Genomic DNA, 16756 nt, shown 5'->3' with positions numbered 1-16756 from the left:
CGCCTGAAGGCGCTGCCTGCGTCGAACTGCCATCGCAACCCCTTGCGCGATACGCGGTGGCGGACCCGTCGCATCGCTCCCTGTGCGGCCTTAGCTCTACGTCGAAACTGTTTTCGATCTATGCACTGTCAGGTATAAGGGCGGCGGTGGAACAGAAAGTTCCGTGATGCAGCATGGCTCCTGTAACATTCCGTGTTTGCGACGGGCTGCTGTCCCGCTGTCCCGCCGAGCTTTCCAACCCACACCCGGATCACGCGCGCATGAGCACTTCCGCAGGCAACCTCACCATCGTCGTCGCCACCGACCAGAACAACGGCATCGGCATCAACAACACCCTGCCCTGGCATCTGCCGGAAGACCTGGCGCATTTCAAGCGCACCACCTCCGGCCACGCCATCCTGATGGGCCGCAAGACCTTCGAGTCGATCGGCCGCGCGCTACCCAACCGCCGCAACATCGTGATCACCCGCAATGCCGGCTGGCAACACGCCGGCGTGGAAACCGCCTCTTCGCTGCAGGCTGCGGCCGAGCTGGCCGGATCGGCGCCGGCCTTCGTCATCGGCGGCGCCCAGATTTACGCCGAAGCGCTGCCGCTGGTGAACCGCCTGATCATCACGCGCATCGAACGCGCATTCGATTGCGACGCGTTCTTCCCGGCGCTGGATCCGCAGCAATGGAAGGAAACGGCGCGCGAAGAACACCGCGCTGAAACCGGTGGATTCAACTACGCTTTTGTGACATACGAAAGACCTTGAGCCGCGGCGGCCCTCCGCCGTTGTTTTTTCCGTATTTTTTTGTTGACGGCGTACGCCTTCGGCGCATATCTGCGACAATCCGGCTTTCTTTTTTTTCGGCGCGCAAGCCCTGCCAGCCCAGGCGCAGTTCCTGCAGTCTTCTGCAGCTTATTTTCACCCCTGAGCGCGTAACGCCTCCGGCGCTGTAGCGCTCAAGCCCTGGAGAACACAATGAAATTCCGTTTCCCCATCGTCATCATCGACGAAGACTTCCGCTCCGAAAACACCTCAGGCCTGGGCATCCGGGCGCTGGCCGACGCCATCCAGGCCGAAGGCATGGAAGTGCTGGGCGTGACCAGCTACGGCGACCTGGCGCAGTTCGCGCAGCAGCAATCGCGCGCCTCCGCCTTCATCCTGTCGATCGACGATGAAGAGCTGGGCGCCGGCTCCCACGAGGAAACCGATTTCGCACTGAAAGCCCTGCGCGCCTTCGTCGGCGAGATTCGCCACAAGAACGCCGACATTCCCATCTACCTGTACGGTGAAACCCGCACCTCGCGCCACATCCCCAACGATGTGCTGCGTGAGCTGCACGGCTTCATCCACATGTTCGAAGACACCCCGGAGTTCGTGGCGCGCCACATCATCCGCGAAGCCAAGTCCTACCTCGACGGCCTGGCGCCGCCGTTCTTCCGCGCGCTGGTGGAATACGCCAACGACGGGTCCTACTCCTGGCACTGCCCCGGCCACTCGGGCGGCGTGGCCTTCCTGAAGTCGCCGGTGGGCCAGATGTTCCACCAGTTCTTCGGTGAAAACATGCTGCGCGCCGACGTCTGCAACGCCGTGGAAGAACTGGGCCAGCTGCTGGATCACACCGGCCCGATCGCCAATTCGGAACGCAATGCCGCGCGCATCTTCAACGCCGACCACTGCTACTTCGTCACCAACGGCACCTCGACCTCCAACAAGATGGTCTGGCACTCGACCGTGGCGCCAGGCGACATCGTGGTGGTGGACCGCAACTGCCACAAGTCCATCCTGCACTCGATCATCATGACCGGCGCAATCCCCGTGTTCCTGATGCCGACCCGCAACCACCTGGGCATCATCGGCCCGATCCCGCTGGAAGAGTTCACGCTGGAAAGCATCCAGAAGAAGATCGAAGCCAACCCCTTCGCCCGCGAAGCGAAGAACAAGAAGCCGCGCATCCTGACCATCACGCAGTCGACCTACGACGGCGTGGTCTACAACGTCGAGACCCTGCGCGAAATGCTGGACGGCGAGATCGACACCCTGCACTTCGACGAAGCCTGGCTGCCGCACGCCACCTTCCACGACTTCTACAAGAACATGCACGCCATCGGCCGCGACCGCCCGCGCGCCAAGAAGTCGATGATCTTCGCCACCCAGTCGACCCACAAGCTGCTGGCCGGCCTGTCGCAGGCCTCGCAGGTGCTGGTGCGCGAATCGGAAACCGTGCAGCTGGACCAGGACGCCTTCAACGAGGCCTTCCTGATGCACACCTCGACCTCGCCGCAATACTCCATCATCGCCTCCTGCGACGTCGCTGCGGCCATGATGGAAGCGCCGGGCGGCACCGCGCTGGTGGAAGAATCCATCCTTGAGGCGCTGGACTTCCGCCGCGCCATGAAGAAGATCGACCAGGAATTCGACAATGACTGGTGGTTCCAGGTCTGGGGCCCGGACAAGTTTGCCGAAGACGGCATCGGCGAGCGCGAAGACTGGGTCATCAAGGCCGAAGACAACTGGCACGGCTTCGGCAACCTGGCGCCGGGCTTCAACATGCTGGACCCGATCAAGGCCACCATCGTCAACCCGGGCCTGGCGCTGGACGGCCAGTTCGGCGAGACCGGCATCCCGGCCTCGATCGTGACCAAGTACCTGGCCGAGCACGGCGTCATCGTCGAGAAGTGCGGCCTGTACTCGTTCTTCATCATGTTCACCATCGGCATCACCAAGGGCCGCTGGAACACGCTGGTGACCGCGCTGCAGCAGTTCAAGGACGACTATGACAAGAACGCGCCGATCTGGCGCATCCTGCCCGAGTTCGCCCAGCGCAACCCGCGCTACGAGCGCCTGGGCCTGCGCGACCTGTGCCAGCAGATCCACGAGACCTACCGCGCCTACGACGTGGCGCGTCTGACCACCGAGATGTACCTGTCGGACATGCAGCCCGCGATGAAGCCCTCGGACGCCTTCTCCAAGATGGCGCACCGCGAGATCGAACGCGTGCCGCTGGACGAGCTGGAAGGCCGCGTGACCTCAATCCTGCTGACCCCGTATCCGCCGGGCATCCCGCTGCTGATCCCGGGCGAGATCTTCAACAAGACCATCGTCGACTACCTGAAATTCGCTCGCGACTTCAACGAGAAATTCCCGGGCTTCGAAACCGACGTGCACGGCCTGGTCAAGCGCGAAGTCAACGGCCGCCGCGATTACTTCGTGGATTGCGTGAAGCGTTAAAACCTGTCTCGCGCAGGCGGCCTCGGCCGCCTCGCTGCGTGCCAGAAAAGAGAAAGCCGACACCGTTTTCCGGTGTCGGCTTTTTTCTTACCTTGCCGATTTCGGTGTAAAGCAAACTTGACACGGTCGCGAAGGCTGACTACGATGTAAAGCATCCTTTACATCGCACAGGAGTCAGTCATGTCCGAACTCAAGCCTTACAATCGTTATTACAGGGAAATGGGCGGCGCCATGGTCGCCTACGTGATCGTGCTGATCCTGTCGCTGCGCTATGGCATGCGACTGGAACACGGGCCGCTGCAGACCGTGGTCTACCTGGCGCCGATGCTGCCCTTCCTGCTGGCCATCTGGGCCGTAGTGCGGCAGATCCGCCGCTCGGACGAATTCATGCGCAAGATCTCGGTCGAGCACTTGGCCATCACCGCCGGCGTCACGGCCGGCTGGACCTTCACCTACGGCTTCCTGGAAAACGCCGGCTTCCCCAAGCTCAGCATGTTCACAGTGTGGCCCGTGATGGGCGCGGTGTGGTGCTTCCTCAGCGTGAAAGAGGCGATCAGCAATCGCCCCAAGCACTGATCAGGCAAATCATGGAAAACAATGTGCGCGCACTGCGCGCCCAATTGGGCTGGAGCCAGGCCGACCTGGCGCTGCGCCTGAACGTCTCGCGCCAGACCGTCAACGCCATCGAGACCGGCCGCTACGATCCCAGCCTGCCGCTGGCCTTTGCAATGGCCAAGGCCTTCGGCCTGAAGATCGAAGACATCTTCAGGCCGGAGTAAGCAGGTCGTTTTTTTAAATCCGGCTCAGAACGAACCGAGGTAGAAGAAGCCCGCCAGCGCCCCGCCGAACAGCAGCCACAGCGGATGGATCTTGGTCTTCAATGCGATCACCGCAGTGGCCGCCGTGATCGCGGCAAGGAAGCCGTGGGTGATCGAGGCCTGGGCGATCAGCAGCGCGGATGCCGCCACCAGGCCGCCGGTCACCGGCAGCAGGCCGGCTTGCACGTGGCGGCGCCACGGCTTGTCCTTGAAGCGCTCCCACACGTGCAGCATGACGATGGTGATCAGCGAGGACGGACCGAACTTGGCGAAGGTGGTCACCAGCATCCCCCAGAAGCCGGCCACATGCCAGCCGACCAGCGTCACCACCATCAGGTTCGGCCCCGGCGCGGCCTGGCCCAGCGCGAACAGCGCGCTGAAATCCTCGGCCGTCATCCAGTGATGCACCTCCACCACCTGGCGCTGCATCTCCGGCAGGATGGTATTGCCGCCGCCGAAGGCCAGCACCGAGAGCTGGGTCATGATGACGGCCAATGCGATCAGGGTCTGGCTCATTTTGCGCCCTCCTTCGCGGTGTCCTTCGATACTTCCTTCACCTGCGGCTTGGCCGAAAAACGGTCGCCGTAGCGCGCCGTCAGCAACACGCTGATCGGCGTCATCACCAGCATCACCCACACCAGCGGAATGCGCAGCAGCGCGATCGCGATGAAGCACACCACCGCCACCGCCGCCAGCACCAGGTTCTTGCGCAGCGGCAGCGCGATCTTGATCGCCATCTGGATCAGCAGGCCGGCCGCGGCCGCCGCGAGGCCGGCGAACAGGTGCTTGACGTTGGGGTCGTGCTGGAAGTGCTGATAGATCATACCCAGCAGCACCACCACCGCCGAGGGCACCGCGATCAGGCCGGAGATGGCCGCCAGCGCGCCCTTCACGCCGCGAAACTTCATCCCCAGCGCGACCGACAGGTTGATGATGTTGCCGCCCGGCAGAAACTGGCACAGGCCCAGCAGTTGCACGAACTCCGGTTCGGACAACCATCGGCGGCGCTCGACGATCATACGGTGCGCCAGCGGCAGCGCGCCGCCGAAGGCGGTCATGCCCAGGCCGAGAAAGCCGAGGAACAGTTCTTTGGAGGTGGGGACCGCCGCCGTCGCTGCTGCGGCGGCTGCCGGGGTATCCGGGGCGGATGCGGGTGCGGGTGCGGGTGCGGGAGTGCTCATGTTGATCTCGTCTTGCAGTGACTACGGTGGTTCAGCTTGATGTCGCGCCGGATCGGCGGCATGGATGAAAGGCTACTCTTGGGGAGGGTTTTTGTCTAATATATGTCAAATACTTAATTCATATTTATACGATATGTCACCCAATATCGATTTGCGCCTGTTGCGCTACTTCATCGCCGTCGCCGAAGAAGGCCACCTGACCAAGGCCGCGCAACGCATCGGCATCCAGCAGCCGCCGCTGTCGCAGCAGATCCGCGTGCTGGAGAAGGAGCTGGGCGTGACGCTGTTCAACCGCCTGCCGCGCGGCATGGAGTTGACCGAGAGCGGCGTCGCCCTGCTGGCCGACGCGCGCGCCATCCTGGCGCAACTGGAGTCAACCGTAGCCGGCGTGCGCCGCATCGCCCAAGGCAAGATGGGCCGCATCGCGGTCGGCTTCACCGAATCGGCGTCGCTGCACCCCTTCGTGCATGCGGTGATCCGCGCCTTCCGCGCCGCCGCGCCCGACGTCGCCCTGAAGGTGGAAGAGACCAACACCCACGAACTGGTTGAGTCGCTGCGCCAGAAACGGCTCGACCTGGCCTTCGTGCGCTCGCCGGTGGGCGACGCCAGCGGCCTGACGATGGAAACCATGCTGGTCGAGGAGATGGTGGCGGCGCTGCCGGTGGACCATCCGCTGGCCGCCGGCGCACGCAAGAAGAGCATCGCCCTGGCCGCGCTGGCCGAGGAGTCTTTCATCATGACGCGCCGCCCCAGCGGCCCCGGCCTGTACGACACCATCATCGCCGCCTGCCATGCCGCCGGCTTTTCGCCGCGGGTGATGCAGGAGTCCAGCAAGAACCTGTCGACGCTGTCGCTGGTGGCGGCCGGCCTGGGGGTGTCGGTGATCCCGGCCTCGCTCACACGCGTCAACGCCGAAGGCATCGCCTACCTCAAGCTGAACGACGCGCCCGAGCTGAAAGCGCCGCTGCACCTGGCCTACCGCGAAGGCGAGATCAGCGGCGCGGCGGCGCTGATGCGGGAAGAGGCACACAAGCTGGGCGCGGCGGCAAAGCGCCGCTAAGGCAAACGCTGCAACCGCAAGTGCGGCGCTGACGCGTTTGCGGTTGCAGGTTGCGGCGTTGGCCGCGAAAACGAAAAAGGCCTCCATCCGGAGGCCTTTTTTGATGCTCTCAACAAGCAGGAAGAGCAGACCGATCAGGTCTTGGGCAGCGTCACGCCGTGCTGGCCCTGGTACTTGCCGCCGCGATCCTTGTAGGAGGTCTCGCAGACTTCATCGCTCTCGAAGAACAGCACCTGGGCGCAGCCTTCGCCGGCGTAGATCTTGGCCGGCAGCGGCGTGGTGTTGGAGAACTCCAGCGTGACGTAGCCTTCCCACTCCGGCTCGAACGGGGTGACGTTGACGATGATGCCGCAACGCGCGTAGGTCGACTTGCCCAGGCAGATCGTCAGCACGCTGCGCGGGATACGGAAGTACTCCATCGTGCGCGCCAGCGCGAACGAGTTCGGCGGGATGATGCAGACATCGCCCTTGAAGTCCACGAAGGACTTCTCGTCGAAGTTCTTGGGATCGACGATGGTCGAGTTGATGTTGGTGAAGATCTTGAATTCGTCGGCGCAGCGGATATCGTAGCCGTAGGACGAGGTACCGTAGGAGACGATCTTGCTGCCGTCGGCAGCCAGGCGCACCTGGCCCGGCTCGTAGGGCTCGATCATTCCGTGCTGCTCCGACATGCGGCGGATCCACTTATCTGACTTGATGGACATGGTATTTCGACAATTTCAAAGGATGCGTGATTTTACGCGAAAAATCCCCGTCTGACGCGGGATTGCGGCCAGCCCGCCATTTTGCGCGGCATTTCCCGCATTCAGCGAGGCGCGCTCTCCCCGGCCGGCATCCTGAGCATGGGCGCGACCGCCCTGGCCAAGTGCTCGGACAGATCGTCGAAACGCGCCACATCGATGCGCGACGAGGTGAAATACGCCTCCTGCAGGTCGGTGCGCCACAGCGTGGGCGCCGCGCCCGAGCGCAGCAGCGTGGCGCGCAGGGTGACGCGGTAAGAACAATTGCCGCTGGGGCCGCAGTCTTCCTTGTCATCCTGGATGCGCAGGTACAGCACATGCGAGACCGAGGCGCGCGCGGTTTTGGAGTTCAGTACGGTGGTGACGCTGGTGGCGCGCACGAACAGCGCATTGATGCCGGCTGCGGCCAGCCCGGACGGCAGGCGCTCTTCCAGCGAATCGCCCAGGGCGTCGCTGACGCGTTCGCGCTGAGCCTGGCGGGCTGCCATGGTGGCGGCCGGCGTGGCAGCGACGGTGGCCGCCGCCGGCGTGATACCCTCGCCGGCAGCCTTGTCCGCTGCCTCGGCGACCGGCTCGGCCGCAGCCGCTTGGTTGGGCTGGTACACCACCAGCAGGCGCGGCACCTCCACCGGCACGTCGACGAAGGTCTGGGTGTCGATCTGCTTGGCGGCGCAGGCCGACAAGGCGGCCGCCGCGGCCAGTATGGAGATCTTTCCGGACCATGCCCGCGCCGCGGGCCGGGCACTGCTGAGTCGGTGCAACATGCGTCCCCCTTGTTGTCGATTGATCCTGCGCCGCGCACGCGCGCGACGGCAGATTGCCACTCTAACAGCAGCGCAGGCGCCTGCACATCAGCGCACCGCCGTCAGCGCCACGCGCAGGTCATCAGCGCTGCATGCTCTCCCACACCTTCTGCAGCCGCTTGACCGACACCGGCATCGGCGTCTTCAGCTCCTGCGCATAGAGCGACACACGCAGCTCTTCCAGCATCCAGCGGAACTCGGTCATCTTGGGATCGACGCGGCCGGCGCGGTCCTTCAGGGCGCGCTGGTACGGCAAGGCCACCTGGTTCCACTCGGCCAGCAGGCGCGTATCGCGCGCGGGATCGGCGCGCAGTTTGTCCAGCCGCACGTTGATGGCCTTGAGGTAACGCGGGTAGTGGCTGAGGTTGCCATAGTCGGTCTCGGCCACGAAGCGCTTGCCGACCAGCTGCGCAAGCTGCGACTGCATGTCGGCCGCGGCCTGCGGATGCGCCTTGATGCCCTGCAGCTTCTTGGGCAGCGAATAGTACTCGGCCAGCACCAGGGCGCACAGACGGGCGATCTCGTTGACCAGCAGGCTCAGGCGCGCCTTGCCCTCGTCGCGACGCTTGTTGAATTCGTCGGCGTTGCGCGGCAGCGGATCCTGCAGGAAGGCGCGCTCCAGGCCGGCGTTGAGGATCTGCTCGCGCAGCTCTTCCTGCGAGCCCAGCGCCATGAACTGCATGCCCATCTGCTGCAGGCCGGGGATGTTCTTCTCCAGGAACTTCAGCTGCTCCTTCATCTGCAGCGCAAACAGCCGCCGCAGGCCGGCGAAGTGGAAGCGCGCCGCCTCGGCCGGGTCGTCGAAGACTTCCAGGTCGCAATGCGTCTTGCGGTCCACCAGCGCCGGGAAGCCGATCAGCGTGGCGGCCTGCTTGCCGGACCCGCGCGTGATCTCCAGTAGCTCTGGCAGTTCGCCGAAGCTCCAGCCGGTGAGGTTGCTGTACTCGCCGGCAGAAGCCGGGGCCGCTGCGGATGCGGCATCAGCCTTGCCTTGTGCAGGCTTGGCGGATGCGGATGGCGCGGCAGCAGCGGCCGGCGCTGCGGTGCCCTCGTCATCGTCACGCGGAGCGATCGCCACCTGCTCGGCCAGCTTCTGGAACTGCTGGCGCGCCTGGCCGCCGAACTCGGCCTGCAGCGCCGCCAAGTTGCGGCCCATGTCGAGTTGGCGACCGTGCTCGTCGATGATCTTGAAATTCATCTGGTGGTGCGCCGACAGCGTCTCCTGCTTGAAGTCGCCGGCCTTGACCAGGATGGTGATCTGCTCGCGGATGTCGGCGATGATGGCGTCGATCAGGTTGCCGCGGCCGAAGGTCTTGCGTTCCTCCTGGCGCTCGCAGAACTTGGCTGCATAGTCCGGCAACGGCACGCAGTGGCGGCGCAGCTTCTGCGGCAGCGATTTGATCAGCAGGTGCACCTTTTCCTTCAGCATGCCCGGCACCAGCCATTCGCAGCGGTCGGACGAGACCTGGTTCAACGCGTACAGCGGCACCGTCAAGGTCACGCCGTCGCGCGCGGCGCCCGGTTCGAAGTGATACGACAGCGCCATGGCGATGCCGGCCACGTTCATGGTCTTGGGAAACAGCTCGGTGGTGACGCCGGCCGCCTCGTGACGCATCAGGTCGTCGCGGTTCAGGTACAGCAGCTTGGGATCGGCGGCCGTGGCCTGTTTGTGCCACTTTTCGAAATCAACGCCGTTGCAGATCTCGGCCGGGATCAGCTTGTCATAGAAGCCGATGATCAGCTCGTCGTCCACCAGCACGTCCAGGCGGCGCGACTTGTGTTCCAGGTTCTCGATCTCGCGCACCAGCTTCTGGTTGTGCGCGAAGAACGGTGCGCGTGTCTCGAAGTCGCCGCCCACCAGGCCATCGCGGATGAAGATCTCGCGCGCCTCGACCTGATTGATGTTGCCGTAATTGATGCGGCGCTGGCTGTACACCACCAGGCCATACAAGGTGGCGCGCTCGGAAGCCGTGACTTGCGCAGCGCGCTTTTCCCAGCGCGGCTCGCCCCAGGACTTCTTCAGCAGGTGGCCGCCCAGCTTTTCCAGCCACTCGGGCTGGATGTTGGCGTTGCAGCGCGCGTAAAGGCGCGCGGTGTCCACCAGCTCGGCCGCCATCACCCAGCGGCCGGGCTTCTTGGTCAGGTGGGCGCCGGGCCAGATGTTGAACTTGATGCCGCGCGCGCCGAGGTATTGCGCGTCGTCCTCGCCCTTGAAACCGATGTTGCCCAGCAGGCCGGTCAGGAGCGCCAGGTGCAGCTGGTCGTAGGTGGCGGCGGCTTCGTTCATGCGCCAGCCCTGTTCCTTGACGATGGTCAGCAGCTGCGAGTGGACGTCGCGCCATTCGCGCAGGCGCAGCTGCGAGAGGAAGTTCTCGCGGCAGTGGTCCTGCAGCTGGCGATTGGACTTCTTGTGCTCGATGGCATCCTCGAACCACTTCCAGATCTTCAGGTAGCTGCTGAATTCGGACTTCTCGTCGGCGAACTTCTTGTGGGCGTTGTCGGCGGCGTTCTGCGCGTCCATGGGCCGGTCGCGCGGATCCTGCACCGACAGCGCGGCGGCGATGATGAGCAGCTCGGTCAGGCAGGCGTTGTCGCGCCCGGCCAGGATCATGCGGCCCACGCGCGGGTCCAGCGGCAGCTTGGCCAGCTGGCGGCCGAGCGAGGTCAGGCGGTTGACGCCGCCCTGCTCTTCCACCGCGCCCAGCTCCTGCAGCAGCTGGTAGCCATCGGCAATCGCCCGGCCCGGCGGCGGCTCGATGAAGGGGAAGCTCTCCACATCGGTCAGGTGCAGCGACTTCATGCGCAGGATGACCGAGGCCAGCGAGGAGCGCAGGATCTCGGGGTCGGTGAACTTGGCGCGCTGCTGGAAATCCTGTTCGTCGTACAGACGGATGCACACGCCTGCGGCCACGCGACCGCAACGGCCGGCGCGCTGGTTGGCGGCCGACTGCGCCACCGGCTCGATCTGCAGCTGCTCGACCTTGTTGCGGTAGCTGTAGCGCTTCACGCGCGCCAGGCCGGCGTCGACCACGTAGCGGATGCCCGGCACCGTCAGCGAGGTCTCGGCGACGTTGGTGGCCAGCACGATGCGGCGCGCGTTGCTGATCTTGAACACGCGCTCCTGCTCGGTCGCCGACAGGCGGGCGAACAGCGGCAGGATTTCCACATGCGGCGGATGGTGCTTGCGCAGCGCCTCGGCGGCGTCGCGGATCTCGCGCTCGCCCGGCAGGAACACCAGCACGTCGCCCGAGCCGATGCGCGCCAGCTCGTCGACGGCGTCGACCACGGCGTCCATCAGGTCGCGCTGCTCGCGATCCTTCTGCGCCTGCGAAGCGCGCCCTTCGGCGCGGGCGCGCGCTTGCGCCACTTCAGCCGAGACGCCGCTGCGGTCGGCATTGTCGATCGGGCGATAGCGGATCTCCACCGGATACAGGCGGCCGGAGACCTCGATCACCGGCGCCGGAATCACCTCCATACCCTCTGCGCCCTTCACCTCGCGGCCGAAATGGCGGGCGAAGCGGTCGGCGTCGATGGTGGCCGAGGTGATGATGACCTTCAGGTCGGGGCGCTTGGGCAGCAGCTGCTTCAGGTAGCCCAGCAGGAAGTCGATGTTCAGGCTGCGCTCGTGCGCCTCGTCGATGATGATCGTGTCGTACTGGCGCAGCAGCGGATCGGTCTGCGTCTCGGCCAGCAGGATGCCGTCGGTCATCAGCTTGATCCAGGCGCCCTTGGACAAGGTGTCGTTGAAGCGCACCTTGTAGCCGACCAGCTCACCCGGCGGCGAATTCAATTCCTGGGCGATGCGCTTGGCGGTCGAGGACGCGGCGATGCGGCGCGGCTGGGTGTGGCCGATCAGGCCCTTGGCGCCGCGCCCCAGCTCCAGGCAGATCTTGGGCAGCTGGGTGGTCTTGCCGGAGCCGGTCTCGCCGCTGACGATGATGACCTGGTGTTTCTGCAGGGCCTCGGCGATTTCATGGCGACGGCCGGATACCGGCAGTTCTTCCGGAAAAGTGACCGGCGGCAAGGGATTGCGCACCGGCGGCGCGGCGTTCTCGGCGGCGGCCGGCCGGTTGGGCTGGCGCGGGCGGCGCTGGGCGTCCGGTTGCGGTTTTCCGGAGGGCGAAGGAGTAGGTGCTTTGGTAACTGACATGAGGCCGACATTATACCCGCCGCGGCTATGCCGGGCAGGCTGGGCGCGCCTTCCCGGGCGGCCGGGCGGATCGGCGGCGGCGTCTGCGACCGGATTTGCAACAATGCGCCGCAAATCCACGCCCGGCGCCGTCGCTGGTTATAATGCGCGTCATGGAAAATCAGACCGAATTCGTCAACTGGCTGCGCTCAGTCGCACCCTACGTGCACGCCTTCCGCGGCAAGACCTTCGTGGTCGCCTTCCCGGGCGAGCTGGTCACCGCCGGCGGCCTGCAGGTGCTGGCGCAGGACCTGTCGCTGCTGCTGGCGCTGGGCATCCGCATCGTAGTGGTGCACGGCTCGCGCCCGCAAGTGGCCGAGCAGCTGGCGCTGCGCAACGTCGAGGCGCGCTTTCACAACGGCCTGCGCGTGACCGATCCGGCCGCGCTGGAATGCGCCAAGGAAGCCGCCGGCGAGCTGCGCCTGGATATCGAGGCCGCCTTCAGCCAGGGCCTGCCCAATACGCCCATGGCGCACGCCGCGATCCGCGTGATCTCCGGCAATTTCGTCACCGCGCGCCCGATGGGCGTGATCGATGGCGTCGACCTGCAGCTGACCGGCGTGGTGCGCAAGATCGCCGCCGACGTGATCCAGCCGATCATGACCGCCGGCGGCATCGTGCTGCTGTCGCCGCTGGGCTTCTCGCCCACCGGCGAGGCCTTCAACCTGACCATGGAAGACGTGGCGGTGTCGGCGGCCATCGCGCTGCGCGCCGAGAAGCTGATCTTCCTGTCGGAAACGCCGCTGATGAAGGACGCCGGCGGCGCCGAGATCCGCGAGCTGTCCTCGCACCAGGCCGAGGCCGTGCTGTCGGCGGGCTTCCTGCCGGCCGACGCCGCGTTCTACCTGGCCAGCGTGGTCAAGGCCTGCAACGCCGGCGTTTCGCGCGCGCACATCGTGCCCTTCGCCACCGACGGCTCGGCCCTGCTGGAACTGTTCACCCACGACGGCGTTGGCACCATGGTCACCTACGAGAACCTGGAGAGCCTGCGCCAGGCCACCATCGAGGACGTGGGCGGCATCCTGAAGCTGATCGAGCCACTGGAAGCCGACGGCACGCTGGTCAAGCGCGGCCGCGAGCTGATCGAGCGCGAGATCCATTACTTCTCGGTGATCGAGCACGACAACGTGATCTTCGGCTGCGCCGCGCTCTACCCCTTCCCCAAGGAACGCATGGGCGAGATGGCCTGCCTCACCGTCAACCCAGAAGTGCAGGGCCAGGGCGACGGTGACCGTATCCTGAAGCACATCGAAACGCGCGCGCGCGAAGCCGGACTGACCAAGCTGTTCGTGCTCACCACGCGCACCTCGCACTGGTTCCTGAAGCGCGGCTTCGTGCTGTCCGGCGTGAGTGACCTGCCGCAGGATCGCCAGCAGATCTACAACTGGCAGCGCAAGTCGCAGGTGCTGATCAAGAACCTGTATTGAACCGAATCACTGCCGGCATCAGGCTCGACGGGAAGCACACGACGCAGAGCCCGCCGGCGCAACACCCCAACTGAACAAGGAATCGACATGGCACGCATGGTCCACTGCATCAAACTGAACAAGGAAGCCGAAGGTCTGGACTTCCCCCCGTACCCGGGTGAACTGGGCAAGCGCATCTATGAAAGCGTGTCCAAGGAAGCCTGGGCCGCCTGGCTCAAGCACCAGACCATGCTGGTCAACGAAAACCGCCTGATGCTGGCCGACGCCCGCGCCCGCAAGTACCTGGCCACGCAGATGGAAAAGCACTTCTTCGGCGACGGCGCCGACGCCGCCCAGGGCTACGTGCCGCCGAGCGAGTAAGCCGTACTGCACGACGTACTACGCACAACAACGCCGCCGAGGATTGTCCCCGGCGGCGTTTTTTATTGGGACTGATGCCTTGCATCAACAGGCACTACAATGCCCCTTCCATGTCATTCCCGCAGGAGAACAAGTTGCCCTTCCGAGCACCGCGCCTTTCCGTCCTCGCCATCAGCCTCTCGACTACGCTGCTGAGCCTGCCCGCCTTTGCCGCCGATACCACGACCACCCCGCCGACGCGCGCCAAGGTCGCTGCGACCAACGCTGCGGCCGTAGCATCGTCGCTGCCGCCCGGCGTCACGCAGGGGCCATCGGCCGAGGGCATCACCGAGTATCGCTTTGCCAACGGCTTCAAGGTGCTGCTGTTCCCGGATGACTCCAAGCCCACGGTCACGGTCAACATCACCTATCTGGTCGGCTCGCGCCACGAAAACTACGGCGAAACCGGCATGGCCCACCTGCTGGAACACTTGATGTTCAAGGGCTCGCCCAACTACCCGGCGATCCCGCAGGAGTTCAGCAAGCGCGGCATGAACTTCAACGGCACCACCTGGCTGGACCGCACCAACTACTACGAGACCTTCCAGGCCGGCACCGACAACCTGCGCTGGGCCATCGCCATGGAAGCGGACCGCATGCTGCATTCGAACATCGCGCGCAAGGACCTCGACAGCGAGATGACCGTGGTGCGCAACGAGTTCGAAAGCGGCGAGACCCAGCCCACCAGCGTGATGTTGAAGCGCATGCAGAGCGTGGCCTACGACTGGCACAGCTATGGCCGCGCCACCATCGGCGCGCGCAGCGACATCGAGAACGTGAAGATCGAGAACCTGCAGGCCTTCTATCGCACCTATTACCAGCCCGACAATGCGGTGCTGCTGATCGCCGGCAAGTTCGACCCGGCGCAGGCGCTGCAATGGGTCAACCAGAGCTTCGGCCGCATGCCCAAACCCAAGCGCAAGCTGCCCGAGTTCTGGACCGTGGAGCCGACCCAGGACGGCGAGCGCCAGTTCGTGATCCGCCGCAAGGGCGACATCCAGCTGGTGGCGGTGGCCTACAAGATGCCTTCCTCGCTGCACCCGGACGCCAACGCGCTGGCCTTCGCCGGCGCCATCCTGGCCGACACGCCCAATGGCCGCCTGCACAAGTCGTTGGTGGAAACCGGCAAAGCCAGCGGCATCTACCAGATGCAACTGAACGGCTATGCGCCGGGGTTGCAGATGATCGTGGCGGTGGTCAAGCCGGGCGCAGATATCGAACCGGTCAAGCAGGCGCTGATCGCCTCCATCGAGTCCTTCGCCGCCACCCCGCCCAGCGACGAGGAAATCAACCGCCTGCGCCGCGAGAGCGGCAACATCTTCGAAAAGCTGCAGAACAATCCGCAGCAGCTGGCGGTGGCGATGTCCTCCGCCATCGCGCTGGGCGACTGGCGTCTGCTGTTCTTTGACCGCGATGAGGAACAGCGCGTGAGCTCGGCCGACGTCGCCGCCGCGGCGGCCAAGTATTTCCGCCGCGACAACCGCACCGTCGGCCTGTATGTGCCGGAAGACCAGCCGCAGCGCGCCGACGTGCCGGCCGCGCCCACCGTCGGTTCGCTGCTGGCGCAGTACCAGCCGCGTCCACCGGTGGCCGCCGGCGAAGCCTTCGAGCCGGCGCCGGGCAACATCGAGCAGCGCACCACGCTGGTGGCGCCCGGCCAGGCGCCGCACACCGCGCTGAAGCTGGCGCTGCTGCCCAAGAAGTCACGCGGCGAGACGGTCTCGGTGCGCATGAACCTGGAGTTCGGCGACGCGCAAACCCTGGTCGGTCAGCGCGCCGTGGCCCAACTGACCGCCGCCATGCTCATGCGCGGCACCGAGCGCCTGGATCGTCGCCAGCTGGCCGACGAGTTCGCGCGCCTGAAGATCAGCGGCAACGTCTACAACTTCCAGACCACGCGCGAGAACTTGGCGCCGTCGCTGGCGCTGGTGGGCGAGGTGCTGCGCCGCCCGCGCTTCGACGCCTCCGAGTTCGAGCAGCTCAAGAGCGAAACCCTGGTCTCGCTGGAAGCCTCCCGCAACGAACCCGAAGCGCGCGCGGCCGAGGCCCTGGCGCTGCACTTCAACCACTATCCGGCGGGCGACTGGCGCGCCGCGCAGACGCTGGATGAACGCATCGCCGGCATCCGCGCGGTGACGCTGGAGCAGGTCAGGGAATTCCACCGCCGCTTCTACGGCGCCAACAACGGCGAACTGGCCGTGGTTGGCGACTTCGATGCCGTCGCCGCACGCGCCGCCATCGACCAGGCGCTGGGCGGCTGGGACAGCGCCGCGCCGTATGCGCGCGTGTTGCCGACCTGGGCCGATATCGCCGCCACGCGCCAGGTGGTCAATACCCCGGACAAGGAAAACGGCGTCTACTACGCGCGCCAGAACGTGCGCCTGCTCGATAGCAACCCGGACTACCCGGCGCTGGCCGTGGCCAACTACCTGTTGGGCGGCGGCAGCCTGAAGTCGCGCCTGGCCGACCGCGTGCGCCAGCAGGACGGCCTGTCTTACGGCATCTACTCAGGCCTGAATATCGGCGCCATCAGCGACGCCGGTAACTTCACGGTGCGCGCCATCGCCGCGCCGCAAAACCTGGATCGCGTCGACGCCGCCGTGCGCGAAGAAATCGCGCGCGTGGTGAAGGACGGCTTCACCCAGGACGAACTGCTGCGCGCCAAGTCGGGCATCCTGCAGCAACGCAACCAGCAACGCGCCTCGGACGGCGGCATCGCCAGCGGCTGGACCTCGCTGCTCAACCTCGAGCGCAGCTTCGTCTGGCAGCAGCAGCTGGACCTGAAGATCGCCGACCTGACGCTGGAGCAGGTCAACGCGGCGCTGCGCAAGTACATCGATCCGGCGAAGATGAGCGTGGTGATTGCGCGGGACGAAGCGAAGGCGGGGCAGAAGTAGGCCGGCCGCAATTGGCTTCGCCCA

General features: G+C 65.5%; 13 protein-coding genes. 8 read left to right on the top strand and 5 right to left on the bottom strand.

The features are described 5' to 3' along the window. Nucleotides 1–260: 260 nt before the first annotated feature. From J8I26_RS06415 to J8I26_RS06400, 4 genes are all read left to right on the top strand, one after another. A complete protein-coding gene (locus J8I26_RS06415; RefSeq protein ID WP_209605310.1) occupies nt 261–755 on the top strand; it encodes a dihydrofolate reductase in 495 nt (164 codons plus the stop codon). 210 nt (nt 756–965) lie between these two features. Further along, a complete protein-coding gene (locus J8I26_RS06410; RefSeq protein WP_209605308.1) occupies nt 966–3218 on the top strand; it encodes an arginine/lysine/ornithine decarboxylase in 2253 nt (750 codons plus the stop codon). Between the two features lie 180 nt (nt 3219–3398). Continuing rightward, the gene (locus tag J8I26_RS06405) at nt 3399–3794 is read left to right on the top strand and encodes a hypothetical protein (protein WP_209605306.1); all 396 of its coding nucleotides are present in this window, start codon (nt 3399–3401) and stop codon (nt 3792–3794) included. 11 nt (nt 3795–3805) lie between these two features. After that, nucleotides 3806–3997: a helix-turn-helix transcriptional regulator gene (locus J8I26_RS06400; RefSeq protein ID WP_209605304.1), complete on the top strand. Its 192-nt coding sequence runs from the start codon at nt 3806–3808 to the stop codon at nt 3995–3997. Nucleotides 3998–4021: 24 nt separating this feature from the next. On the opposite strand, the gene J8I26_RS06395 is transcribed toward J8I26_RS06400, so the two are convergent. Together J8I26_RS06395 and J8I26_RS06390 are read right to left on the bottom strand one after the other, a co-directional pair. Continuing rightward, on the bottom strand, nt 4022–4552 hold the full coding sequence (locus tag J8I26_RS06395; protein WP_209605302.1) for a chromate transporter: 531 nt from the start codon (nt 4550–4552) through the stop codon (nt 4022–4024). After that, a complete protein-coding gene (locus J8I26_RS06390; protein WP_209605300.1) occupies nt 4549–5217 on the bottom strand; it encodes a chromate transporter in 669 nt (222 codons plus the stop codon). Before J8I26_RS06390 ends, J8I26_RS06395 begins: the two co-directional genes overlap by 4 nt. A gap of 133 nt (nt 5218–5350) precedes the next feature. Between J8I26_RS06390 and J8I26_RS06385 the strand changes: the two genes are divergently transcribed. After that, the gene (locus tag J8I26_RS06385; RefSeq protein ID WP_209605299.1) at nt 5351–6277 is read left to right on the top strand and encodes a LysR family transcriptional regulator; all 927 of its coding nucleotides are present in this window, start codon (nt 5351–5353) and stop codon (nt 6275–6277) included. A 134-nt stretch (nt 6278–6411) separates the two neighbouring features. Here J8I26_RS06385 and dcd read toward each other — a convergent pair whose 3' ends face one another. The 3 genes from dcd to hrpA form a co-directional block, all read right to left on the bottom strand. Then, nucleotides 6412–6981 carry a dCTP deaminase gene (gene dcd / locus J8I26_RS06380; RefSeq protein ID WP_209605296.1) on the bottom strand — a complete coding sequence of 190 codons (570 nt, stop codon included), beginning with the start codon at nt 6979–6981 and terminating at the stop codon, nt 6412–6414. 101 nt (nt 6982–7082) lie between these two features. Then, entirely contained in the window at nt 7083–7781 is a 699-nt protein-coding gene (locus tag J8I26_RS06375; RefSeq protein WP_209605294.1) for a hypothetical protein, read from the bottom strand. 121 nt (nt 7782–7902) lie between these two features. Continuing rightward, nucleotides 7903–11970, bottom strand: coding sequence for an ATP-dependent RNA helicase HrpA (gene hrpA / locus J8I26_RS06370; RefSeq protein WP_209605292.1), 4068 nt, complete (start codon nt 11968–11970; stop codon nt 7903–7905). A 152-nt stretch (nt 11971–12122) separates the two neighbouring features. Between hrpA and argA the strand changes: the two genes are divergently transcribed. The 3 genes from argA to J8I26_RS06355 all read left to right on the top strand — a co-directional run bounded on the left by argA (nt 12123) and on the right by J8I26_RS06355 (nt 16732). After that, nucleotides 12123–13436 carry an amino-acid N-acetyltransferase gene (argA, locus tag J8I26_RS06365; RefSeq protein WP_209605290.1) on the top strand — a complete coding sequence of 438 codons (1314 nt, stop codon included), beginning with the start codon at nt 12123–12125 and terminating at the stop codon, nt 13434–13436. Between the two features lie 87 nt (nt 13437–13523). Further along, nucleotides 13524–13796 (top strand): oxidative damage protection protein, encoded by a 273-nt coding sequence (locus tag J8I26_RS06360; protein ID WP_209605288.1) that lies wholly within the window; start codon nt 13524–13526, stop codon nt 13794–13796. 110 nt (nt 13797–13906) lie between these two features. Then, on the top strand, nt 13907–16732 hold the full coding sequence (locus J8I26_RS06355; RefSeq protein WP_209605286.1) for a pitrilysin family protein: 2826 nt from the start codon (nt 13907–13909) through the stop codon (nt 16730–16732). Nucleotides 16733–16756: the final 24 nt, after the last annotated feature.

The sequence above is a fragment of the Herbaspirillum sp. LeCh32-8 genome (assembly GCF_017814915.1).
Lineage (GTDB): Bacteria > Pseudomonadota > Gammaproteobacteria > Burkholderiales > Burkholderiaceae_D > Herbaspirillum.
Note: the sequence above shows the minus strand (reverse complement) of the source record. Positions and strands in the feature narration are given on the sequence as shown.